This is a genomic window from Paenibacillus sp. FSL P2-0136 (assembly GCF_037975325.1).
GTDB lineage: Bacteria > Bacillota > Bacilli > Paenibacillales > Paenibacillaceae > Paenibacillus_AQ > Paenibacillus_AQ silagei.
In genome coordinates, this window is the sequence record NZ_CP150244.1 from 1,644,558 (window position 1) to 1,668,995 (window position 24,438).

A 24,438-nucleotide genomic window follows, 5' to 3' on the forward strand; every position below is an offset into this window, starting at 1 on the left:
ACGCACAGGAGGTAACACAATGAATAACACACCGGAGCTGCTGGCGACAGCGGCTTCTCTGGAAGAAGCTGCAGCGCTGCTGGATGCAGGAGCGAGTGCGCTGCTGGTCGGCGATGACCGCTTTGGTATGCGTCTTGCCGGACATTTTACACTTGAAGATACGGCCGCAGTAGTTAAGCTGGCACATGCCCGGGGCGGTAAGGTATATGTAAGCATCAATGGATTGATTCCAAATACCATGCTGGAGGAGCTTCCGGCTTATGTGAAGGCGATCGGCGAGCTGGGTGTGGATGGGGTAGAGTTCGGTGATCCCGCCGTACTGGCGGCCGTCAAAGCCGAAGCGCCGGGAATGAAGCTGCACTGGAATGCGGAAATGACCTCGACCAACTATGCTACAGCCAATTACTGGGGCCGCAAGGGAGCCACGCGGGTCGTTCTGGCACGCGAGCTGAATATGGATGAGATGACCGAAATGGTCCCTCATCTGGAAGTGGAAGCCCAGGTTCAGGTACATGGCATGACGAATATCTATCATTCCAAGCGCAAGCTGGTTGCAAGCTATATGTCCCACCAGGGCCGTCCAAGTGATGGCGGAAGCCTGGGCAAGGAGCGCGGGCTGTTCCTGATTGAAGCAGAGCGTCCGAATGAGAAGTTCCCGATCTATGAGGACGAGAACGGCACGCATATTATGAGCTCGGATGATATTTGCATTCTGGAGGATCTTCATTTCTTGTTAAAAGCTGGCGTACACAGCCTGAAGATCGAGGGTCTGCTGAAGCCGGTGGCTTATAATGTAGCTGTCGTCAAGGCTTACCGTCACGCTATGGACGTCTACGCCGCTGATCCGGCTGAATATGCGTTCGAGGAATCCTGGCTGGATGAGGTCCGTGCCTTGCAGGACCCTGAGCGTGAGCTGTCGTTCGGCTTCTTCTATAAAGAGCAGGTATATTAATGTAAAAAAATCTTTGCTGTTCTAAAAGAGAACTTAAAGCTTTACCTTAAAGATGAAGTAACGGAGGGAAGGTTTGGAACTGTAGGAGCGGTAGCGTCCGCCTTTGTCTCCGGATGTTATCCGCTCAGCGGAGTAATCAAAAAACATCTGGAGACAACAGCGGCCGGAAGTCCAAACGCTTTCCGCAGTTACGTGCTATCTGATAGGAAGTTTTAGGTGGGTTTTTGACAGCAAAGACAACGAAAGGAGAACAGGAATGGGAACCATGACCAAGCCCCAGTTCAAGGGCAAGCGTTACCGTCTGGACAGACCGGAGCTCCTGGCTCCGGCAGGAAACTTAGAGAAATTGAAATTCGCCGTGCATTATGGCGCGGATGCAGTCTATATCGGAGGACAAAAGTACGGCCTGCGCTCAGGCGCAGATAACTTTACCTTTGAGGAAATGCGCGAGGGCGTTGAATTTGCCAAGAAATATGGTGCCAAAGTATTCGTAGCCACCAATATCTATGCTCACAATGAAGATGTCGCGGGGATTGAAGAATACCTGCGTAATTTATATGAGGCCGGAATTGCAGCGATTATCGTAGCCGATCCGGTGATTGTCGATACTGCCCTGCGCCTGGTGCCGGGTCTTGAGGTGCACCTAAGCACCCAGCAGTCCACGCTCAACTGGCAGGCAGTGTCCTATTGGAAGGAGGAAGGTCTGCCGCGCGTAGTATTGGGCCGGGAGACTAGCCTGGAGGAGATCGCCGAGATCAAGCAGCATGTGGATATTGAGATCGAGAGCTTCATCCATGGTGCGATGTGCTCCTCGTACTCCGGACGCTGTGTGTTATCCAACCACTTCACCGACCGTGACTCCAACCGCGGGGGCTGCTGCCAATCGTGCCGCTGGAAGTATGATCTGTTCGAAGATGCCCGTCCCGAAGGGAACTGGGTATCCGAAGAGGAACAAGCTGAAGCGCCTCAGGCCTTGCAGCCCGGAATTACCCAGCTGCCGCTGCATCAGCCCGAGGACAACCCGTTCACTATGGGATCGAAAGACCTGTGTATGCTGGAGAGTATTCCCGACCTGATTGAAGCCGGGATCGACAGCTTCAAGATTGAGGGCCGGATGAAATCGATTCACTATGTGGCGACCGTAGTGAATGCCTACCGCAAAGCCATAGATGCTTACATGGCCGACCCGGAAGGGTATGTACTGAAGCCCGAATGGCTGGAGGAGCTGCAGAAGGCGGCTAACCGTCCGCTGAATACTGGCTTCTTCTACGACACACCGGACCATGAGGACCATATCTATGAACCGGAAGAGAAGGCGGCTCCGTATGATTTCGCGGGACTGGTGCTGGAGTATGACGCAGAGAGCGGGATGGCGCTCGTTCAGCAGCGCAATAACTTCAAGCCGGGACAAGAAGTTGAATTCTTCGGCCCGGATGACACCTTCTTCAAGCAGACTGTTGGAGAGCTGTGGGATGAGGCCGGCAATCCGCTGGATGTGGCCCGTCACCCGCTTCAGCGTGTGCGGATGAAAGTAGATCAGCCTGTTGCTTATTTCGATATGATGCGCAAGCGAAAATAATGGCTTTACAAACTAAGGGATGCCCGTTTACACAAGGGCATTTCTTTTTTTTGCGTGCTAAAAAAGGAGGTGTTTTGGGGCCCCCGCAAAGTATCTGATTAAGCATCGAAGCTAAAGCTCCACTTTGTGGGGTTATTTTGCATCAAATTGCCTATGCAATTCGACAAAAATATATGAGTATTGAAGCAATTTGCAAATAATGCTAAGAAAAATGAGACTTTGTGCCGATATATAGGGCAGGTAACGCTTACATATATCTTCCATTCTAGGCGATAGGCAGGTGATGGTTATGGGAGCTCCCAATCCGGACAAAAAGACAGATAAAACGAAGGAGAGTAGGGTAAAAGTGGCGAAAAACAGTAAAAAGCCAAAGAGCACACAAAAGGCTAAGGCCCAGAAGACAGAAGCTTCACAGACAACAAGTACTATGGCAGAGAAGAGAAATTACAAGACAGTATTGAACGGCTCACTACGCCAGGTAAAGAGGGTGAACCCGACCAAATCCGTTGGGGTGAAGCTGTTCCTGATCTTCTTATCTTCTATCGTGGTGGTGGTCCTGTTCTTAGGACTTCTGTCTTACAACAAAGCGAAGAATACAATTAAAGATAATGTGTCTGAAGCGAACCGGCAGACGATTATTCAGACCTCAGAGAAGCTGGACATTACCTTGAAGCAGTATGAGAGTCTCGCACTTCAGTTATATTTTGATACACAGATGCAGGCGAATCTGACAGAGCTGTCTTCGGCGAAGAGCAGCTATGATAAGTTCGTGGCTACGGATGCGATCAGCAAGAAGCTGTCCAGCCAGACTACAACAGATGCCAATATCGTCGCCATATCACTTATTCCGGAGGACCCTGAGATGGGGATCGTCTCCAGCGGAAGCACCGGTCTCGCAGGTGATGATGTGAGAGCACAGGAATGGTACAAGACCGTGGTCAAGAATTCAAGCTCTTATGAGCCTTATTATACGGCAGAAGCCAAATCCGCCCAGAACTACTGGTTCCCTACAGCCGTTGAAGGCAGCGGCGGCAAGAATCTGGCCATGGTCAGAACGCTTAAGAATCTGGGCTCCAATGCCTCATATGTAGTCATGCTGGAGCTGAAGAGCACCCTCCTGGAAGAAGCCTTCAAGAGCGTAGAGCTTGGCGATGGCTCACGGATTCAACTCGTTGCCCCGGATGGAACGGTAGTAGCTTCCTCGCAGCCTGAAGAGGACGGCAAAGCCACCGTACTGAATTTCATCAAGGACAGCAAGGTGAACAATGAAAGCACGGAAGCGAAGGATGAGAACGGCCAGGATATCCTTGCTGTATACAACCCGATGCAGAAGGCAGACTGGAAGCTTGCCGGTGTAGTTCCTACCGGAGAACTGGTTCAAGCTGCCACGCCGATTCTGTTCACCACCTTCCTTGCTGCTGGAGCGGCAGCCCTGCTTGCTATGGTTGTCGGCTTCTGGATGGTCCAGATGATCGCCAAGCCGCTGGCACGCTTGAAGGACCTGATGCTGGAGGGAGCCGAAGGCAACCTGAGTGTCCGCACGCAGTATGTCTCGAAGGATGAGATCGGCCAGCTGTCGGCCTCCTTCAATATGATGATGGGTAAGATTACGGAACTGGTAGCCCAGACTACAGATACAGCCCGCGAAGTCCTTGAGACTGCGGGTGAGCTGGGGGATGCCTCGCGCAAGACGGCGATCTCCGCCAAGGAGATTGCTGCGGCCACGGAAGAGATTGCCGGTGGTGCGGGAAGTCTGGCCCAGGAAGCCGAGCGCGGCAATGAGCTGACTGACCTGATTGCTACGCAGATGCAGAGTGTTATTGCAGCCAACTCTGAGATGGATCAGGCAGCCCGTGGAGTCGGGGAAGCCAGCGGACAGGGTGCTGTACAGCTGGAAGAGCTACTGGATCAGACCGGACGCACAGGTGAAATGACCTCTGCTCTGGTGGATAGAGTCAATAACCTCAAGGAAACGGTATATTCCGTAATCAAGGTGCTGGATGTGATGAAGAATATTACCCAGCAGACGAACATTCTGTCTCTGAATGCAACGATTGAAGCAGCGAGAGCAGGCGAAGCCGGCCGTGGCTTCATGGTAGTTGCAGGGGAGGTCCGGCAGCTTGCCGACCAATCCAAGCAATCCATTGCTCTGGTCGCCGGAATTACAGATAAGATCGTAGCTGAGATGGATGAGACGGTTGCTGTCCTGTCTGAAGTGGCTCCGCTGTTCAAGCAGCAGATGGTGTCCGTGAAGAGTACCAGTGAGATCTTCGTGTCCGTGAAGGGTCAGATGGAAGACTTCATTATGAGTCTGGAGTCTGTAACAGGGGCCATCGACAGTCTGAACCATTCACAGGGTGTGCTGTCCGATGCTATGGGGAATGTGAGTGCGGTAGCGCAGCAATCCTCGGCAACCTCGGAAGAGGTAGCATCCCTCAGCAGTGAGCAACAGAATGTCAGTGACCATCTGGTAGCCTTGTCGAACAAGCTGCAAGGGGCTTCCACCCAGCTGGAGAGCAAGCTGTCGCTGTTTACGATCAAATAAACATCAGAACCGTTCCGGATCTGAAGCAGGGGCGTCACGCAAGCCGATATTTGGCTGCGTGACGCCCTTTTCAACAGATAAGAATTTATATGTTTTGGGGTTTTGGCATAGTTGGCCTTGCAGGGTTATAGGTCCTTGTACATCCTTAAGCGAATGCGTATAATGGTTTTGTTAGGGTTTTGTTATTGTTGTTTGCTGGATTAGTTATGTAATTTGAACCTGGGAGAAGGCCGAATGAGAGCAGCACGCAATCACAACTGGTGGTCTTATATCGAGGACATGTCCATGGAGCGCAAGCTGTTCCTGGTATTTCTGGTCATTATTACGCTCCCGCTGTCCTTCATCAGTGTGATCAGCTTCAAGAGCTATTCCGAATCCATCCAGGCGAACACGATCGCCTATTCCGAGAAGCTGATTGATCAAATGATGGATTCCATCGATGATTACATAGAAGATATGAAACGGATTTCTTCCATGCCCGCTTACGTCAATGAGATTAAGCAGAACCTGATCCGCTCGAACCGCTATTATGAGCAAAAGCAGATGATGGAAGGCAAGCAGGACACGGCTCAGGTGGCTCCCGGTGATTTGGATCTCCTGCTGTCCATTCAGCGCGGCATCGAAGAGAATATATCATTTATTAACAATATTAAGCGGGGAACCAATTCGGTCTATATTTTTGATGCCTACGGGAATGGTTATTATTCTGCCAAGGATGGGGGAGTTCGGCTGGATCTGCAGCAGAGCTACAGGTTCTGGAGCGAGCAGGTAAAGGGCTCCGGCGGAGAAGCGACCCTGTTGGGAACACAGGCATATACAAGCAATTTGCAGAGTACCCGATATGCTTTTACGGTGGTGCGTCCCATTCTGGACGGGCTATGGAAGCCAGCCGGCCTGATCGCAGTGGAGGCTAACTTCAGTAATCTGGAGAATCAGGTGGCGGAGCTGGACAAGGTGACCCGGGGGAAATCTATCCTTGTGGATCAAGCGGGCAAAGTCATCTATGACAGTGAGCAGAAGCTGCTGACTGCGGATATTTCCCGGTCCTCCTTATTCCGTGCTGCGGAAGGGAGCTCCGGGAGCTTTTATGACACCGTATCCGGCAAAGACCGGCTTAATATTTATTCAAGCTCAACCAAGACGAATTGGAAGGTGATTATTTCCATACCGGTGGACGAATTGACCCGTGGAGTGAAGCTGACCCGCAATGCAACTATAGGCGCTACTCTAATCATCATTGTGCTGGCCCTGATCATCTCGCTCATTCTGTCGTTTGCCCTGACCAAGCCGCTAACCCAGATGATCCAGCTTATGAAAAAGGTACAGAACGGTGACCTTGATGTGACCTTCCGCATTAAACGCCGTGACGAGATTGGTCTCCTGGGGCATCAATTCAACCGGATGCTGGCCCGTATTCGTCAATTGATTCAGGATATTTATCAGATTGAGGAGCAGAAGAAGGAGGCGGAGCTGCAGGCGCTTCAGAGCCAGATCAATCCGCATTTTATCTATAACACGCTTGAAACCATCCGGATGACCGCAGAGATTAATGATGATGTGGAAGCCGCTGACATGATCTCCATTCTGGGGAAGCTTCTGCGCTACAGCACCAGTGACTTGAGCGGCTGGGCGACGATGAAACAGGAGCTGCTGTATGTGCGTAACTACGTGGAGCTGCTGGGCAGCCGGTATCCTGGCAGATTTGAGCTGACGATTGATGTTCCAGAGGCGCTTGACAGCTATTCCATGATTAAGCTGGTGTTTCAGCCGATTATTGAGAATGCTGCTTATCACGGGCTGGATGATACCAAGTCCCGGATGCAGCTGAGCATCAAGTGTGAGTATACAGAGCAGAAGCTTCTGTTCCATATCCGTGATAACGGCTGCGGAATGGATCAGGTTACACTAGATAAGCTAAGAGAGCGGCTCCGGCACGAGCTCCCCCCGAAGAAGAGCATTAATGGAGGGATTGGCATGGCCAATGTACACCAGCGCCTTCAGCTTCATTACGGTCCGGCCTATGGGATTGAGGTGTTCAGCAAGCCGGGCGAGGGGACGGATGTAATCTTGTCATTACCGCTGCCGGGGCTTGCCGCCGGGAATGGAAGGGAAGATCCTTTTAAGGAGGAATGAGCTTGAGATGGAGGATTGTACGCTTTCCGGTGTATACTGTACTGCTGCTAATGCTGCTCCTGCTGGCAAGCGGCTGTAGCAGCTGGAGCAGTAGAGGGCCGGCATCGGTCCCGGCGGCTTCTGCCGGAGAGGAAGCGGCTTCCGGGCTGTCCGGGACCATTGTGATGCTGACGAACCGGATTGACCTGATTGAGAATGGGACCTTCAGGGACTACGCGGATGAATTCAGGAAGCGGTATCCTGAGGCGCATGTGGAATTCGAGGGGCTGTCTAACTATGCCACGGATATCCTGGTCCGCTTGTCCACCAAGGATACAGGGGATGTGCTGTTGCTGCCGGTCAATCTGCCTGCGAAGGAGCTGGAGCTTTTCTTCGAGCCTTTGAGCGGGGAGCTGGCGGCGCAGGAGCGATTCACGACCTTTGCAACCTTTGGCGGCAAGCGATACGGTCTGTCTACAGGTACGACTACGAGCGGAATCGTCTACAACAAAAAGGCTTTTGAGCAGGCGGGAATTGAGCAGGTACCGCAGACGCTGGATGAGTTCTACGCGGCCTGTGCCAAGCTGAAGCAGGCGGGCATTATCCCGCTGTATATGAATTACGGGGCAGTCTGGCCGCTGCGGGAGTGGGGCAATAACCTGGTTAATTATATGACGGGTAACCCTGATTATTTGAATGATATGGTCCATGAGGACAGCCCTTGGCAGATCGGTAACGAATGGGGGCAGGCTCTTGGAATTGCCAGGACGATGCTGGCCAAGGGCTATGTCGAGGAACAGCTATTCTCCAACAGCTGGGAGATCTCCAAAGCCAGGCTGGCCAAAGGAGAAGCGGGCATGTATCTCCAGGGGAACTGGACCATCCGGCAGATTATGGATGCAGGTGCTTCACCGGAGGATATCGGCTTCTTTCCTTTTCCCTATGATAATCACCAGGTCCACTATGCTGCGCTGAATCCCGACTGGTTCATGGGGGTTAGCAGGTACAGCGGCAATAAAGAGCTTGCGATGGCTTGGCTGGAGTATTTCATTACAGAAACGTCGTATGCGAGAGATTGGGGATTTCTTCCGGCGAAGGGTTCGGACGAACCTGCTTTACAGCAATACAGCGAGTTCCTCTCCTATCATCCGAAGCTGGTTGAGGCTACGGTGCAGACGGATGCTTTCATTGATCTGGCGAACCGGACGAAGCTGAGCTTCTGGTCGGGCGATTATATTCAGGATGTGCTCGCGGCACCGGATCTGCAGAAGTCCTTTGACCAGTTGAATGCGAAATGGAAGGAAGCGCGCATGAGTCAGCAGTCTGTCCCGTAACCGCCGGGGTCTGCGCAGTAAGCAAGATCAAATTCTGGAGGTAGTGTTGTGGCCAAAAAAGTAACGATGCAAAAAATAGCCGATCATCTTGGGGTCTCCAAGTTCGTCGTATCCAAATCGCTCTCCGGCAAGGAGGGGGTCAATGAGACCACCCGTGAGCGGGTGATTCAAGCCGCCTCTCAGCTTGGATATTTCACCCAAAAAAACGCCTATGTGCAAAGTCCCAAGCGCCGTTCTCTGTCTGGAGAGCAAGACCGCAATAAGCAGTCCGTGCTGGTGCTGATGCCCAATATCCGCTCTCAGACCCAGGATTCACTATATTGGGGCAAAATCGTCGATGGCATTGCGCTGGCGCTGGATCAGGAGGGGCTGGGCATGGTGATCATCTCAGAGCACCGGGCCGATAATTTCGTAAATGTCCTTAATCCGGACGGCCTGCTCGGTCTGATCGGAGTTGGGCAGATCTCCACCTCACTGCTGCTAGAAGTGCATCGGATCGGGCTTCCGCTGGTCATGATCGACCATGAGGATGCTTTAATTCCGTGTGATACGGTATTTGCGAATAACATCGATTCGATGACCCGGCTCGTCAATCATCTGATTGGCACCGGACATACGTTATTTCACTTTGTCGGCAGTATCCGTTACTCCCGCAGCTTCCGTGACCGCTGGATCGGGTTCCGCAGCGCGCTGGAGGAGAGTCAGCTGAAGCCCCCGGCTATAGATGATGAGCTGCTGCTGGAAGGGATGTATGACGAAGCGCTCCGTGAAGAATTCAGACGCTGGGTCGCCGCACGACAAGAGTCGGATACCTTGCCCACTGCGCTCGTATGCGCGAACGACTTCACCGCTCTTGCTGTTAGCGAAGTGTTGCGGGAAGCCGGGCTTGCTATTCCCGCTGACATTTCGGTCACAGGCTTTGACAATATCGAGGATTCCCTGCGGGGGGTTACTCCGCTTACAACCGTGCATGTTCCTAAGGAGGCTATGGGCCGGGCAGCTGTAGAGAAGCTGCTGAACCGTATCCAGAATCCCGCTGTACCGCTGGAGAAAATTCTGATCTCCGCAGATATCGTCCACCGGGACTCTGTGGGAAATCCCCGGGCTTGAAGCAACAAAATAACCCCACAAAGTGGAGCTTTAGCTTAAATATAAGAATTTATATGTTGCACACGATAACTTATCCTTCTATTTCTCGCGAAAACGGTACCGTCCTCTAAAAGGACGGTACCGTTTCCGCTTGTTTGCGTTATTTCAATTGCAGGTTCCGTTCGATCAAAGCGATACGCTGCTGTACGCAAGCATAGGAACGAAGCGGATCTTCAGGAGTATTCACGACATAATCCAGCAGTTGATCTATGGTAGTGGTGGCTACATGGATGCGGGTATCGGAGGAAGCGTAATAGATGAAGACCTCGCCGTTATCACGGGCGATTATACCGTTGCAGAAGACAACGTTAGATACGTCACCGACGCGTTCTTCGCCGTCCGGAGCAATGAAATGCCCGCCTGGGGCATGAGTTACGCGGTTAGGCTCTGCAAGATCAGACAAGAAGGCATACAGCACATAGCGCAGTCCGGCAGCGGTGCCCCGGACACCATGGGCGATGTGCAGCCAGCCGAGTGGAGTTCTGACCGGGGCCGGGCCTTGACCGTTCTTCACTTCTTTGATGGTATGGTAGTAGCGCTGGTCTATAATCGTCTCACGGGTGATAACGGCGTTCTCAATCTCCTCCGCTAAGCCCCAGCCGATGCCGCCGCCGGAACCGGCGTCGATGAACCCGTCCTGCGGGCGCGTGTAGAAGGCATACTTGCCGTCAACGAACTCTGGATGCAGGACCACGTTGCGCTGCTGGGCGGAGCCGGTCTTGAGATCGGCGAGACGCTCCCAGGTCTTTAGATCCTTGGTGCGGGCAATGCCGCACTGGGCAACTGCGCTGGACAAATCGCCAGGAGGAGCGTCCGGGTCCTTGCGTTCGCTGCAGAACAGGCCGTAAATCCATCCGTCTTCATGCTTCACCAGGCGCATATCGTAGACGTTAATATCCGGGTCTGCGGTCTCGGGAAGCACTACCGGGTGATCCCAGAAGCGGAAGCCGTCCACCCCGCTGCTGCTCTCGGCAACAGCGAAGAAGGATTTGCGGTCATGGCCTTCCACACGGGCAATGATGTAGAATTTGCCGTTCAGCTCAATGGCGCCGGGATTGAATACGCCGTTCACTCCGATTCTCTCTGCGAAATAAGGGTTGCTCTCTTCATTGAAGTCGTAACGCCAGATCAGGGGGGCGTGCTCCGCAGTGAGCAGGGGATACTTGTAGCGGTCATAAATACCGTTGCCGTCAGGCAGCTTCTCATTGGTGCGGCCGATGAGAGCTTCATAGCGCTGCGTCAACGCCTGCTTCCGTTGTTCAAAGATTGTGCTCATTAAATAATCTCCTCTACATGTAATGGTTCGCCAAGCCGTCTAATCATCTCGAAGCAGGCCCGGCTGTTATGATAGGGACATTTCCATGCGCTCACCTTGGGAGTATCAGCCAGCGGCTGCAGGGATTCATCTACACCCCAGTGCCATTCGCCCAGCTTATGATCAATTATATATTTCTCTGTGAAGCTCCATGAGTTCTCAGCGGCTTCCAGGAACCGCGAATCTCCGGTTAACTGATACGCATTGTAGAATCCGACCATGGCTTCAGCCTGCGGCCACCAGTCTCTGGACTCATGGGCTTTATCGATGAAGCCGCTACGATCGGCCTCATTCCAGATTCCGCCATCCACTTCAATCCCCTCTGCCAGCGCAGCTTCGGCCATCGACAGGGATGCCTTGCGCACACGCCCAAGCAGCTCCTCGTCCCCAAGGGTCTCCGCAGCTTCATAGAGCAGCCAGCTTCCTTCTATGTCGTGGCCGAAGGAGATAAGCTCTGACTTCACCCGCCACTCTTCATCCATGAACAGATGGAAGTGCTTGCCGTCCGAATCCAGAATATGCTCCAGCATGGTTTCGATCAGCTCAGCTAGCTTGTTACGAAGAAGCTCTGACTTCCACACCCGGTACAAGCCGGTGTACCCTTCCAGTACATGCAGATGCGTATTCATGGATTTCTTCTCATTCATATCCTTCGAACTGAGGCTTAGGGAGTCGGTCATCTCCCACTCCCGTGACAAGGCTTCGATATACCCTGTGTGAAGAGGATCATAACCGTGCTTCTCAATCAAATGGAACAATTGGGTTGCTTGGCGCAGGACGTCTTTCCGGCCGGTGGCATGATGGTACTCAGCCAAGGCATAGATGACAAAAGCGAGTCCGTAGATTTGCTTCTTAGGCTGGGAAGCAGCGCCGTGCTCATCCACCATCCAGAAGAATCCGCCAAATTCGGGATCTGTGAAATACTGAATGAGATAATCATAGGCGCGTTCCGCCATAGTCAAATATTCTGCCGTTCCATAGATTCTGTAAGCACTTGCAAATGTCCAGAGAATCCGTGCATTCAGTACAAGGCTTTTGTCTGCACCGGATATCACCTGCAGCTGGTTGTTCATCTCACCGATAAAGCCGCCATGAGTTTCGTCGATGGTCTGCTTCATCCAGAAGCCGAGAATGTTGTCTAACAGCTCAGCTTCCAGCCGGGTGCGCCACACTTCGGTTGCATTGTTCATCCTGTTCTGTTCACTCCTTAATATTGCTTGCTGGTATGGGAGTTGTCTTTTTTATAATTGTTATTATTATGTTAGTGTATAATAATAACTATATATAACCATGTTATAACCCTTTTCGGGCTGGAATTCAAGCGGGAAATGGATGAAGTAAATTGAAGACTATAAAAGTGGATATGGACACATTTTCTATTGGATCTGTAAAGTTTATAATTATTGATAACGCTATCATAGCGGATCAAATGACGGGGGCGATAAGGTGGTAATCCGGATCATGATTGCGGATGATGAGGAAGTGATTCGCCGCGGGCTTGAGAAGATTGCTTCCAGAATGGATGTGGAAGTCAGGGTAATCGGCTCATACGGCAACGGGCTTGAGGCCTGGAACCATCTGCAGGAGCTAAGCCTGGAAGAGATCGATCTTCTTATTACAGATATCAAGATGCCAAGAATGGATGGATTCAAGCTGATTGAAGAGGCGAGAGCGCATCTCAAGCAGTTGCCAATAGCTGTACTGAGCGGCTTCAGTGAATTCGACTACGCCCGTAAGGCGATGCGCTTCGGTGTGCTTGATTATTTGCTTAAGCCGATCGATAAGGCCCAATTATATGATCTGCTCAAAAGCGTAGAAGCGACTAAGCAGACGCCTGCGGCTGCTCTCCCGGAAGAAGTACCGCATCAGCCTTCTGAAGGCGGGGAGCATTATGTGGTAGAGCAGATGAAGAGTATTCTTCAACTGGAATACGGGCTTAATTTCGAGCTTGAGCGGCTGGCTGAGGCCGTGGGAATGAATGCGAGTTATATCAGCAGGCTGTTCAGGCATAAGACAGGGCAGACCATTACGGACTACCTGATCGGCATCCGCATTGTGGAGGCCAAGAAGATGCTGCTCCATCATCCGGACCTGAAGAATTATGAGATTGCTGACAAAGTCGGCTACAGTGATCCGGTCTATTTCAATAAGCTGTTCAAAAAGATGTGCGGCATGACTCCTAAGGAGTATAAAGGCCGGTACAGATCATGATATGCGTCTCTTAGAATGATACGAACACATTTGCACTGCCCTTCATCTCCCCAGAGGTGATTGAGCAGTGTTTTTCTTTATTGTATTTTTTATATAACAAAAATAACAAATTGAAGACTAGAAAAAGCAATTGAAACCATCGTTTTGAGGGGTTATACGGTCTATAATTGCGATGTAAGCGATAACAACAGCGAATCCAAGGTGAAGACAAGATGATTTAAGTTCTGTTTATTGGAATAACGGATCGTATTGTTATTGTTTTGTTATTAATCTATTTCGTTCTAAATGAAGAGAGGGGTCAGAAATATGATGAAAAAAACCAAAGCAGTTACCGGGTTGGCAGCGCTGACACTGATGGCCGGGCTGTTCTCCGGCTGTGCAGCTGACAACAATAACGCCACTAATGCGGCAGCAACCAATGCAGGCGGCAACACAGGTACCACTGCGGAGGCAACAGCCGCTCCAGAGGGAGGTGCCGCCAAGGATCTCAAGGGTGATATTACGGTGATTACACAGCGGACGGATATCGTGGATACCGTGTTCAAAGACTACGCCGCCAAGTTCAATGAGAAATATCCGAATATCAAAGTGAATTTCGAAGCCTTATCCAACTATGAGGATCAGATCAAAATCCGCATGAGCACCAGTGATTACGGGGATGTTCTGCTGCTGCCAACCAGCGTAGCGATTAAGGATCTGCCGGACTTCTTCGAGCCGCTGGGTAAAAAGTCTGACCTGGAGCAGCAATATACAGGCCTGGAAGAGCGGACAGTAGACGGGATTTCCTACGGCATTCCAATTACGGTTAATTTCTCCGGCGTGATCTACAACAAGCAGGTCTTCAAGGACGCCGGAGTGACCGAGGTTCCAAGAACCTTTGACCAGTTCTCTGCCGCTCTGAAGAGCATCAAGGAGAAGACGGATGCCGTCCCTCTCTACACGAACTATGCTGCGGGCTGGACGCTGACCCAGTGGGAAGCGGATCTGGCTACCGTTGCCGGAGACCGTGAATATGTCAACATCGGCCAGGTGGCCTCCGACGATAACTTCGTTCCAGGCCAGCCGCACTACGAGCTGTACAAGGTAATGTACGATGCGGCCAAAGACGGTCTGATTGAAGAGGACCCTACTACAACAGACTGGGAATCCTCCAAGGCAGATCTGGCAAACGGTAAAATCGGTACCATGATGCTTGGCTCCTGGGCGATCGGTCAGATCAAAGGGCTCGCTGCCAGCCCGGATGATATAGGCTTCATGCCATTCCCTACCAACGCCGACAAGATCCTGGTGCCTCTGTCTGACGACTATAATCTGGGGGTTAGCATTCACAGTAAAAACAAAGAGGCCGCCAGAGCCTGGGTAGACTGGTTCATCAATGAATCCGGTTACCCGACTACAGAAGGCGGGGGCATGAGTCCGGTAAAAGGAGCCGAATTGCCTGAAATTCTCAAGCAATTTGCAGGCACTGACATTACCTTTGACACGCTTGCTCCAGCCAAAGCCGGTGAAGAGGGCTGGGTGGATGCCATTGATAAAGAAGCTGAAATCGGTCTCTGGCAGCCTGACTTCAAGAAAGTAATTATCGAGGCGGCGATTGGCAACCGCAAGCAATCCTATGATGACATTATGAAAGAACTGAATGATAAATGGAAAGCAGCCAGAGCCAAAATTGTGACTGCCAAGTAAATTAAAGAACAAAAGAAAGGGGAGATGCCGGTAACGGCATAGTCCCCTTCACTTTTGCAGGGATGGAAGCGGACTTAAGAGCAGTAAGTTTTCTGGAGGTGTGGAGAGTGCCCAAATTGTCTAACATGAGCTATAAAAATCAACGGATTTTGATCATCTTTTTATTTTCGCTAGTACCCGTAGTTCTGCTGCTGACGTTCTCCTATTTACCTGTGTTTAAAATGTTTCAGTACAGCTTCACCAGCTGGAACGGGCTAAGCAAAAATATGGAGTATATCGGCTTTGACAACTACAAGACGATCTTTACCAAGCCGGAGTACTTCGCCGTATTCAAGGTCAGCTTGTATTACTTTTTTGCCACCTTTGTCCAGATGGGGCTGGCGCTTTATTTTGCCACGATTCTGAGCTTCAATGTCCGGATGAAGAACTGGTTCAAGGGGATTCTGTTCTTTCCGACCTTGCTGAACGGTGTGGCGATCGGGTTCATCTTCCTGTTCTTCTTCAAGCCGGAAGGCACGCTTAATACCATTCTTGATCTGCTTGGACTCGGGGCGCTGCAACAGAAATGGCTGCTGAATCCGCAGCTCATTAACATCTCTCTCGCTTTTGCCTCGGTATGGCGTTATATGGGGATGAACTTTATTATCTTCCTTGGCGCAATCTCCTCGATCGGCAGCGATATCTATGAAGCTTCTGAGATAGACGGCGCTAACCGCTGGCATCAGTTCCGGCATATTATTATCCCAAGCATCAAGCGTATCCTCCAGCTCAATCTGATCCTCGCGGTCAGCGGGGCCATCGGGGTGTTTGAGATTCCGTATGTCATGACCGGCGGCTCTAACGGCAGCGGCACTTTTGTCATCCAGACCGTCGATGTGGCCTTCAAATACAGCAAGCTGGGGCTGGCTTCTGCAATGGCTGTAGTACTGCTGGGCATCGTTGTTCTGGTTACCATTCTGCAGCGCATTCTGATCAAGGAGGAGAAATAGAGCGATGCATACCTTGAAATACAACCTGGCGGCTTTCTTCAAATATCTCTCCCTGGTGCTGGGTGCGCTGATGGCGCTGATCCCGATTGTCGTTGTCTTCTTCGCTTCCTTAAAGACCAATGCTGAGTACGCTTCAACCGGTCCGCTGACCCTGCCCGAGAACTGGCTGAATTTCGCCAACTACACCAAAGCCTTCGTAGACGGGAACATGCTGCTCGGCTTCATGAACACGATCATTATCGTCCTGATCTCCATTGCGGGCGCTACGCTTACCGGCTCGATGATGGCTTATATTCTTGCCCGCTTCAAATTCAGAGGCAGTAAGGCGCTGATGGGGGCTTTTCTGCTGGCTACGCTGATTCCCGGAGTAACTACACAAGTAGCAACTTTTCAGATTATCAATGCTCTGGATTTGTTCAATACCCGCTGGGCGCCGATTCTGATGTATCTGGGGACCGATATTATCGCTGTCTATATCTTCATGCAGTTCCTGGACTCGATCTCTGAATCGCTGGATGAATCCGCAATGCTGGATGGTGCCTCCTACTGGACGATCTACTGGAGAATCATTCTTCCGCTGCTGAGTCCGGCCATTGTGACGGTGATCATCGTGAAGGGTGTTAATATTTACAATGACTTCTATACCCCGTTCCTGTATATGCCAAAAAGCAGCCTGCAGGTCGTTTCTACCGCACTGTTCAAATTCAAAGGACCCTACGGCTCCCAGTGGGAGGTTATCTGCGCCGCGATTATGATCGCCATCATTCCGACGCTGATCGCGTTCGTAGCGCTGCAAAAATACATTTATAACGGCTTCGCCCAAGGGTCGGTCAAATAAAGCGCAAGCCGGGGAGCAACACACCACCGCAGCGGCTGCTGCAACTATCATTGGAGGGATTCTATTATGAGAGAAGTTAAACTGACGGCCAGCCAGAGTCTGCCGAATATGCCTTGGCAGGACAGACCTGCCGGGAATGACAATCCGGTCTGGAGACATAGCGATAATCCGGTGATCAAGCGCAATCCGGCGAAGGGGGTCGCCCGTATTTTCAACAGCGCGGTGATCGCTTACGAGGGCAGCTTCCTGGGAGTCTTCCGTGTGGAGGATCACACGACCCGCCCCCATCTGCGGATGGGCCGCAGCGCGGACGGCTTGGACTGGATTATTGATGAGCAGCCGATCCAATTCAAGGACGAGGCAGGCCATCCGTATATGCCGCGTTACGCATATGATCCCCGTCTGGTGAAGGTGGAGGATACGTATTACATCATCTGGTGCACGGATTTCTACGGGGCAGCGATCGGCGTTGCCAAGACACAGGACTTCAAGCACTTCGTCAGTCTGGAGAATCCGTTCCTGCCGTTCAACCGTAACGGTGTACTGTTCCCGAAGAAAATAGGCGGCAATTTCGTCATGCTCTCCCGTCCAAGCGACAGCGGACATACGCCGTTCGGCGATGTCTTCCTCAGTGAGAGCCCGGACTTCGTGTATTGGGGCAAGCACCGGCATGTTATGACCAAGGGCGGACAAGGCTGGTGGCAGAGCACCAAGATCGGCGGCGGACCTGCGCCCATTGAGACCTCGGAAGGCTGGCTGATGTTCTACCATGGGGTTACCGGGACCTGCAACGGTCTCGTCTACAGCATGGGCGCTGTGATTCTGGATGCAGATGAGCCTTCGAGAGTGAAATACCGCTCCCGGAACTTCGTGCTGACCCCGGAAGAATGGTATGAGGAAAGAGGCTTCGTCAACAATGTACTCTTCCCTTGTGCTGCGCTGAGCGATGCGGATACCGGCCGGATTGCCATCTATTACGGGGCTGCGGACACCTATGTCGGTGTTGCCTACACCACTGTCCAGGAAATCGTCAATTACGTTATCGAGACGCATGAAGAGGTTGGCGATGATGCCGGTCCTGGCAGAATCTAGGGTGACAACCGGAGAGGAGACGCTCAGATGAACCAAAGATCTATACCGCAATTGCTGGATTATCAGGGCAGCAGTCCGAAGCCCGGTGACTTTGATGTTTATTGGGAGCGCGCGCTTCATGAATTGGACCATCAGACACTGGCTTACGAGCTGGTGCCTGCAGGGTTTTCGAGTGAGCTGGCCGAGTGTTTTCATTTGTATTTTACCGGAGTGGGCGGTGCCAGAGTGCACTGTAAATATGTAAGGCCTAAGAAAGCGGGAGCAGGGAAAGGTGCAGGCCTTGTCATGTTCCACGGTTATTCCTGCGACAGCGGGGACTGGATGGAAAAGGTGGCTTACGCTGCTCACGGGATCAGCGTGCTTGCCATGGATTGCCGGGGGCAGGGCGGGTTATCCGAGGATAATCTGACTGTCCGGGGAACGACGGTCCGCGGGCATATCATCCGGGGCATTGATGATCCCAATCCCGACAAGCTATATTACCGCAACGTGTTCCTGGACACGGTCCAGACGGCACGGATTCTGATGACTATGCCGGAGGTAGACCCGGAGCGGGTGGGTGCCTTCGGCTGTTCCCAAGGCGGTGCACTCACGGTTGCCTGTGCTGCCCTGGAGCCAAGGGTTAGGCTTGCCATTCCGGTCTATCCGTTCCTCTCCGATTACAAGGGGGCATGGGCGCTGGATATTACAACCTCTGCCTACGAGGAGATTCACTATTATTTCCGCTTCTTTGATCCGCATCATCTGCGGGAGGAAGAGATTTTTAACCGGCTCGGTTATATTGACATCCAGAATTTAGCCGGTCGTATACAGGGCAGGGTATTATGGGTAACCGGTCTGGCCGATACGATCTGTCCGCCGTCGACACAATTCGCCGCATACAACAAAATCACAGCCGTAAAAGATCTGTTGGTATATCATGAATATGGTCATGAATATCTTCCCTATCTTTCTGATCGGACGCTTCAGATGTTCATGACCTTGTAACGGGCTCCTTCCGTTCAAGAATACATAGAATCTGGCGGTGGTTTTTTGAGCAGGTCAACAGTTCGGAGTACCTCTATTCTTTCTCGGCTGCATCCCTCCAAGTCGCTGGGGATGCGGCTCTTTCTGGTTTTTTTCATCGCGACCATGGGAATTGTGCTGTCTCTGGGTTATATTTCTTACGCTGTGGCCAGACATACGATTGAGAACAATGCATTGTCTGCTAATCAGCAGACTGTGGAGCAGACGGCTGAGAAGCTGGATGTCGTCCTGCTGCGCTATGAAGATAATCTGGGTCAGCTGTTCTACAATGAGGATATTCAGCAGGCGGTCGCACTGGCAGGCCCTGCTGCAGCAGATCCTGCGAAGCGTACAGAGCTGTCCACGACGATTAACGGGGAGCTCGATCAATGGCTCTCGGCTGTACCCGGCGTGCAGGCAGTGTATCTGGTTCCGCTGGATAAAGCGTTGCCCGCAACCGGAGCTGGTGAAGTGGATAATGATTTCCTAGCGGCTATCCGTGATGCAGCATGGTACAAGCAGCTGCAGGAGAAGCCGCAGAGCCGGTGGATTACCGAAGCGTTGAAGCAGGGAGAGGCTGAAGGAGTGGTGCGTTTCGCTAAGTCTGTGGCGGCGGAAGCGGATCACACCGGTTATCTGGCGGTCTGCGATATTAAGAGTACAGAGCTTGACAGCCAGCTGAAAATGGTTGATCTGGGTCAGGGTTCCTATATCCAGTTGCTGACTGCCACAGATGAGCTGATTGCCTCTTCCCAGCAAGAGGAGACGGACACCTATCTGCGCCTGGGGGGAACCCTGTTCAAGGGATTAAGTGACACCTCCGGCTCCCTGCCGACCAAGGATGAGAAGGGCAAATCCATTCTTGCGGTCTACGGTACGCTGCATACCTCCGGCTGGAGACTGCTCGGTGTGGTACCTTCCGGCAATCTGACCAAGGATGCGGGACGCATCCTTAACACGACCTACATAGCGGTGGCCGCCGCTGCTGCCGTTGCCGTACTGATAGGACTCTGGATGGTACGGATGGTCTCACGTCCGCTCTCACGTCTGCGGGATCTGATGGTCAAGGGGGCAGACGGGGATCTGCGCGTACGCACCGATGTCGTCACCCGTGATGAGATAGGCCAGCTGTCCGGCTCCTTCAACCTGATGATGGAGCAGATTACAGAGCTGGTCGTCCACACCAATGAGACCGCGCGTGAGGTTACGGAAGCAGCGGAAGCCCTTGGCAATGCCTCGCGGGACACAGCGGTGGCAGCGAAGGATATTGCCGCAGCCACGGAAGAGATTGCCGGCGGTGCCGGCAGCCTCTCACTGGAGGCGGACCGGGGGAATGAGATGACGGCTCAGATCTCGGAGAAGATGGAAGCTGTCATTGCAGTAGCCCATGAGATTGGCGGAACTGCGCATAGCGTGGAGCAAGCCAGTGCGGAAGGGGTAGTCAAGCTGCAGGAGCTGCTGGGCAGAACACAAGAGACTGGCGACAGGACAGGCAAGCTGGTCCTTAAGGTGAATGAGCTTAAGGATACTGCCTCATCGGTCATTCAGGTGCTGGAGGTCATGCAGAGCATCACCCAGCAGACCAATATCCTGTCGCTGAACGCTACTATTGAAGCGGCGCGGGCAGGCGAAGCGGGCAAAGGCTTCACGGTTGTCGCTGATGAAATCCGCCAGCTGGCGGAGCAGTCCAAGCGTTCGATTGCCGTGGTGGGCGAGATCACTGACCGGATCATGCGGGATATGCATGAGACGGTAGACGCCTTGTCCGAGGTTGCGCCGCTGTTCGGGGAGCAGATGGACTATGTTCAGAACACCAGTGAGATCTTCATTAGTGTACAGGGGCAGATGCATCAGTTGATTACCAGGCTGGATTCGGTATCTTCTTCGATTGACGGCCTGAACCACTCGCAGCAGGTCCTGTCAGAGACGATAGGTAATGTCAGCTCATTCGCCGAAGAATCCTCGGCCGCCTCTGAAGAGGTAGCCTCCCTTACCGGAGAACAGGAGAATGTAAGCGAATATCTGGTTACCCTCTCCAGTAAGCTGGAGAATGCCTCCTCCAGACTGCGGGAGCGATTATCCAAGTTCAGCGTATGAGCCTAACTTCTTCAGACCGCTTTCCTTTATGGGAAGCGGTTATTTTGCTTTTAGAGCTGGGTATACTAGTACAGCATCAGATTTAAAATGGAGGACTCGGTGTAGCGAACGAGGGAGCTCATATTCTGGAAGGAAGCCACCTTTAGCAAGTAAAGAACCCCATGGATTAAACAAAATATTCAGTTTGTAACGAACCATGAGAGATAAGTGTATTCGGTGCAACTAAAAACAGTTAAAAGGAAGGCCTGCCTCTCCTAACTGTATTCCATACAACTAAATTTGCCCGAATGGGCGAAAATCCAGGTATAGAGGCATTTTAATTGCACGAAATACAACTAAACAGAGATTCGGCGGCATATCCGGCGATTTAGTTGTACAGATTGCAATTAAGCCTCCCCCTTGGACCCTAATCGGGGCGCTGCTAACCCTCAGCAAGCAATTAGTTAAAGTGATTCTCACACTTTTAAATCTGATGAGCTGCTAGTAGCCAAGGTTTTTCAGCCCATTGGATGGAGGAATAGCAATTTGCACAAGCTGATTCATACACGCATATTTTGGGGTTGCCTGATCCTGTGTATGCTGCTGGCGGGCCTGATGATCAGGCTGGCCTGGGTACAGCTGCTGCTGAAGGATAGTGTAGTAAGCGGCACCCGTTACACAGTAGCTCAGATGGCAGAGCTGCAAAGTGAGCGGGAGACGGTGCTGGACAGCGGAAGAGGACGGCTGTATGACAAACACGGAAGGGCGCTGGCTGGAGAGACGGTCTGGACCGCTGCGCTGTTCCCGCCGGAGGAAGAGCTTCACCGGCATCATGGTGCCGGTGAATATAACGATGACCAGCAGCTTCACCGTCTGGCGGAGATTCTTGGCGTCAGCTACAGCCAGCTGCAGGCAAGACGGTTGGGGCTGAAGGAGCCGTTGCTCTGGCCTTCCGGCCAAGGCACGGGGCCGCTGGCCCTGACCCTGCCGCAGGCCAGAGAAGTGGAGGCGCTTGCGATTGAAGGTGTCCGGGCGCTGCCTTTTGCCCGCAGATATAACGGGTCTGCATCCGGCCGACAGTGGCTCGGTTATCTGTCTGAAGCTTCAGGAGAAGCTGTCACTCAATCCCCTACAGGGCTGAGAATTCCAAGAACCGGCACAGCCGGGCTGGAGAAGACGCTGGAGCCGCTGCTGCAGGGCGTGGGGCACACGGAGGCCGTTGCCCAGGTTGATGCGCGCGGCAAACGGGTTCCGGGAAGCCCGATCACAGTCAAGGCGCCGGGCAACCCCTATTATCCGCTGTCACTATATACCACAATTGATCTGAAGCTTCAGGAGAGCATTGAGCAGCTGGCGGCGGAAGCCGGGGTGAAGGTAGGGGCGATTGTGGTAATGGACAGCCGGAGCGGTGATATCGCAGCGATGGTCTCCTTGCCGTTCTACAATCCGCAGCAGGTCTCACCGCAAGGGGGAGAATGGAACAACCGTGCTCTTCAAGCGGCCGCTCCGGGCTCTATCTTCAAAATTGTTACGGCCGCTGCCGCACTTGAAGCCGGGCTGACCACACCGGAGGAGCCTTTCTTCTGTGCAGGAGCATATGGGAAATACGGATTGTCATGTCCCCACGGCAAAGGACACGGCGCCCTTACGCTTAAGCAAGGGTTCGCCGTGTCCTGTAATACTGTATTTGCTACGCTGGCCGAGCGGCTGAGCGGTCTGAAGCTTCAAGCTACCGCCCTTGCCCTTGGACTGGGCCGGAGCATCGGGTGGCAGGCGGAGAATACACTCGGTCTGCCGCTGCTCCGGCCGCTGGCCGGAGAGCAGCCGGGAACCATCTTCACCACGCTCCTGCCGGATGACGGCGGGGCGAGAGTCCAGACGGCGATCGGCCAGCGCGATGTGCGGATCACTCCGCTGCAGGCGGCGAATCTGGTCGTCACACTGCTGCATGGCGGTGAGGTGAGAGCGCCGCGGATTCTGGAGCGGGTTGATTTTGCCAATGGACAGACGCTTAAGGAGCTTCCGGGACATCTGGCGCCAGCGCCGGAGGGGCGGATCGCTCCGGCCACTGCCCGTGTGCTGCTGGGCATGATGCGCAGCGTAGTCACAGAGGGCACAGGCCGGATGCTGAAGCCTGCCGCTTGGCCGCTCGCCGGCAAATCAGGCACGGCCCAGACGCTGGTGCATGGCACACCGCGCAACAATCAATGGTTCATCGGCTATGGTCCGGTTGACCATCCGAAATATGCGGTGTCTGTGGCGATAGAGAATGTGGCTCCAGACAGTCCGCAGGCCGCCACCCGCCTGTTCGGTCAGGTGTTCGAGCTGTTGTCGGGGCTGGAAGGCGGATCAACCGGGGCCTGAGGGCCTGGACCGGCAGGCTGCGCATTAGACTCGGCATTCCCGGCCGGACTGCTGCTTACGGGAGCGCCTGCCGTAGAGGTTCCCGAGGCCGCGAAGGGCGAGACGACGAACTCCTCCTGCGGCAGATAGATCCACTGCTGGAGATATCCCTGCTGGAGCAGCTCCTTGAGCAGAATCAGCAGAATCGGCGACAGAATGAGTCCTGCTATCCCGAACAGGGAGGAGGACAGAATCACGAAGGAGAGCATCAGGAAGGCAGAGGAGACACCGATCGAATTCCCTGTGATTTTGGGCTCCAGCAGCTGTCTAACCACCATTACTACAGCCAGCAGAACGATGAGCCCGACAGCAAGCGAAGTATTTCCAACAATGAACAGATAGATGATCCAAGGGATCAGCACCGCAGGTACCCCGAGCAGCGGAAGCAGATCGACCACGGCACAGACCAGCGCGATGGTGAGTACATTGCCTGTCTGAAGAATCAGCAGGCCAGCAAGAATAATGACGAAGGTGATGCTGATCAGGATCATCTGTGCTTTGATATAAGAACCGATAGCCTTGAACACATTTCCCTGCAGGAAGGCGTAGGCCGTCTTGAACGTCTTCGGCAGCTTCTCGTGGGCAATTCGGCGCCAGTCCTTAATCTCCATGCTGAGGAAAAAGGCGAGAATGATCGCAATCCCGAAATTAGCCATAAAGGAAGAGAAAGAGCCAAGCACTCCGACCATATATTTGAAGAAGGCGACCATCCACTTCGAGAGAATATTGGTGGCATCTGTGAAATAACCGTTCAGCTTATCTGTCACATCGGATGGAAGCGAATCGATTTTGTGCTGAAGATAGGTCGTAGTCTCTGCGAAATGCTGCTGGACCACGTATGTATATTTGGGCAGATTATTCTGGAGGTGAATCGCCTGGGTCGTAATCAGCAGTCCGGCACCGAACAGGACGCCCAGCAGGATGACCAGGAAGAGCACCACGGAGATCGCAGAGGCGAAGGGCTTGGCCATTCCCTTGCGGTTCAGGAAGCGGGCCAGCGGCTCAATCAGCAGAAATACAAAAAAGGACAGGAACACCGGCGCAGCCAGCTGGTACAATTTACTGAAGCCGAGCATCACTAAATATACGGTTAGAACAAGCAGCCCAATGTCGAAAAAGGTGCGCCAATATTTTCTGTACAGCGGCAGCATA

The 24,438-nt window shown here is 52.8% G+C and carries 17 protein-coding genes; 14 read left to right on the plus strand and 3 right to left on the minus strand.

Annotated elements, in window-relative coordinates; genetic code table 11:
- Positions 1 to 19: 19 nt before the first annotated feature.
- From NYE26_RS06850 to NYE26_RS06875, 6 genes are all read left to right on the plus strand, one after another.
- Complete coding sequence (locus NYE26_RS06850; protein ID WP_339254849.1) at positions 20 to 952, plus strand: peptidase U32 family protein; 933 nt, start codon at positions 20 to 22, stop codon at positions 950 to 952.
- A 256-nt stretch (positions 953 to 1,208) separates the two neighbouring features.
- Entirely contained in the window at positions 1,209 to 2,531 is a 1,323-nt protein-coding gene (locus NYE26_RS06855) for a U32 family peptidase (protein WP_036722597.1), read from the plus strand.
- Positions 2,532 to 2,958: 427 nt separating this feature from the next.
- The gene (locus tag NYE26_RS06860) at positions 2,959 to 5,076 is read left to right on the plus strand and encodes a methyl-accepting chemotaxis protein (protein WP_235191751.1); all 2,118 of its coding nucleotides are present in this window, start codon (positions 2,959 to 2,961) and stop codon (positions 5,074 to 5,076) included.
- 234 nt (positions 5,077 to 5,310) lie between these two features.
- Positions 5,311 to 7,209, plus strand: coding sequence for a sensor histidine kinase (locus tag NYE26_RS06865; RefSeq protein WP_339254853.1), 1,899 nt, complete (start codon positions 5,311 to 5,313; stop codon positions 7,207 to 7,209).
- A gap of 2 nt (positions 7,210 to 7,211) precedes the next feature.
- On the plus strand, positions 7,212 to 8,522 hold the full coding sequence (locus NYE26_RS06870) for an ABC transporter substrate-binding protein (protein WP_339254855.1): 1,311 nt from the start codon (positions 7,212 to 7,214) through the stop codon (positions 8,520 to 8,522).
- A gap of 48 nt (positions 8,523 to 8,570) precedes the next feature.
- The gene (locus NYE26_RS06875) at positions 8,571 to 9,632 is read left to right on the plus strand and encodes a LacI family DNA-binding transcriptional regulator (RefSeq protein WP_209878447.1); all 1,062 of its coding nucleotides are present in this window, start codon (positions 8,571 to 8,573) and stop codon (positions 9,630 to 9,632) included.
- A gap of 139 nt (positions 9,633 to 9,771) precedes the next feature.
- Here the strand turns inward: NYE26_RS06875 and NYE26_RS06880 are convergent, their stop codons facing one another.
- A complete protein-coding gene (locus NYE26_RS06880; RefSeq protein ID WP_339254858.1) occupies positions 9,772 to 10,947 on the minus strand; it encodes a glycosidase in 1,176 nt (391 codons plus the stop codon).
- A complete protein-coding gene (locus tag NYE26_RS06885; protein WP_339254859.1) occupies positions 10,947 to 12,176 on the minus strand; it encodes an AGE family epimerase/isomerase in 1,230 nt (409 codons plus the stop codon). Before NYE26_RS06885 ends, NYE26_RS06880 begins: the two co-directional genes overlap by 1 nt.
- A 256-nt stretch (positions 12,177 to 12,432) precedes the next feature.
- On the opposite strand from NYE26_RS06885, the gene NYE26_RS06890 reads away from it, so the two are divergent.
- The 8 genes from NYE26_RS06890 (at position 12,433) to NYE26_RS06925 (ending at position 23,247) form a co-directional block, all read left to right on the plus strand.
- Positions 12,433 to 13,197, plus strand: a complete 765-nt coding sequence (locus tag NYE26_RS06890) for a response regulator (protein ID WP_339254861.1) — start codon at positions 12,433 to 12,435, stop codon at positions 13,195 to 13,197.
- Positions 13,198 to 13,506: 309 nt separating this feature from the next.
- Positions 13,507 to 14,883, plus strand: coding sequence for an extracellular solute-binding protein (locus NYE26_RS06895; protein ID WP_339257375.1), 1,377 nt, complete (start codon positions 13,507 to 13,509; stop codon positions 14,881 to 14,883).
- A gap of 107 nt (positions 14,884 to 14,990) precedes the next feature.
- Positions 14,991 to 15,872 carry a sugar ABC transporter permease gene (locus NYE26_RS06900; protein ID WP_036722590.1) on the plus strand — a complete coding sequence of 294 codons (882 nt, stop codon included), beginning with the start codon at positions 14,991 to 14,993 and terminating at the stop codon, positions 15,870 to 15,872.
- Between the two features lie 4 nt (positions 15,873 to 15,876).
- Entirely contained in the window at positions 15,877 to 16,710 is an 834-nt protein-coding gene (locus NYE26_RS06905; RefSeq protein WP_339254863.1) for a carbohydrate ABC transporter permease, read from the plus strand.
- A 66-nt stretch (positions 16,711 to 16,776) separates the two neighbouring features.
- Positions 16,777 to 17,802: a glycoside hydrolase family 130 protein gene (locus NYE26_RS06910; RefSeq protein ID WP_036722586.1), complete on the plus strand. Its 1,026-nt coding sequence runs from the start codon at positions 16,777 to 16,779 to the stop codon at positions 17,800 to 17,802.
- A 27-nt stretch (positions 17,803 to 17,829) separates the two neighbouring features.
- On the plus strand, positions 17,830 to 18,789 hold the full coding sequence (locus tag NYE26_RS06915; RefSeq protein WP_339254865.1) for an alpha/beta fold hydrolase: 960 nt from the start codon (positions 17,830 to 17,832) through the stop codon (positions 18,787 to 18,789).
- A gap of 144 nt (positions 18,790 to 18,933) precedes the next feature.
- Positions 18,934 to 20,904, plus strand: coding sequence for a methyl-accepting chemotaxis protein (locus NYE26_RS06920; protein WP_339254867.1), 1,971 nt, complete (start codon positions 18,934 to 18,936; stop codon positions 20,902 to 20,904).
- A 525-nt stretch (positions 20,905 to 21,429) separates the two neighbouring features.
- Entirely contained in the window at positions 21,430 to 23,247 is a 1,818-nt protein-coding gene (locus NYE26_RS06925) for a penicillin-binding transpeptidase domain-containing protein (RefSeq protein ID WP_339254868.1), read from the plus strand.
- On the opposite strand, the gene NYE26_RS06930 is transcribed toward NYE26_RS06925, so the two are convergent.
- Entirely contained in the window at positions 23,196 to 24,437 is a 1,242-nt protein-coding gene (locus NYE26_RS06930) for an AI-2E family transporter (RefSeq protein ID WP_339254870.1), read from the minus strand. The genes NYE26_RS06925 and NYE26_RS06930 overlap by 52 nt on opposite strands.
- Between the last annotated feature and the right edge of the window lies 1 nt (position 24,438).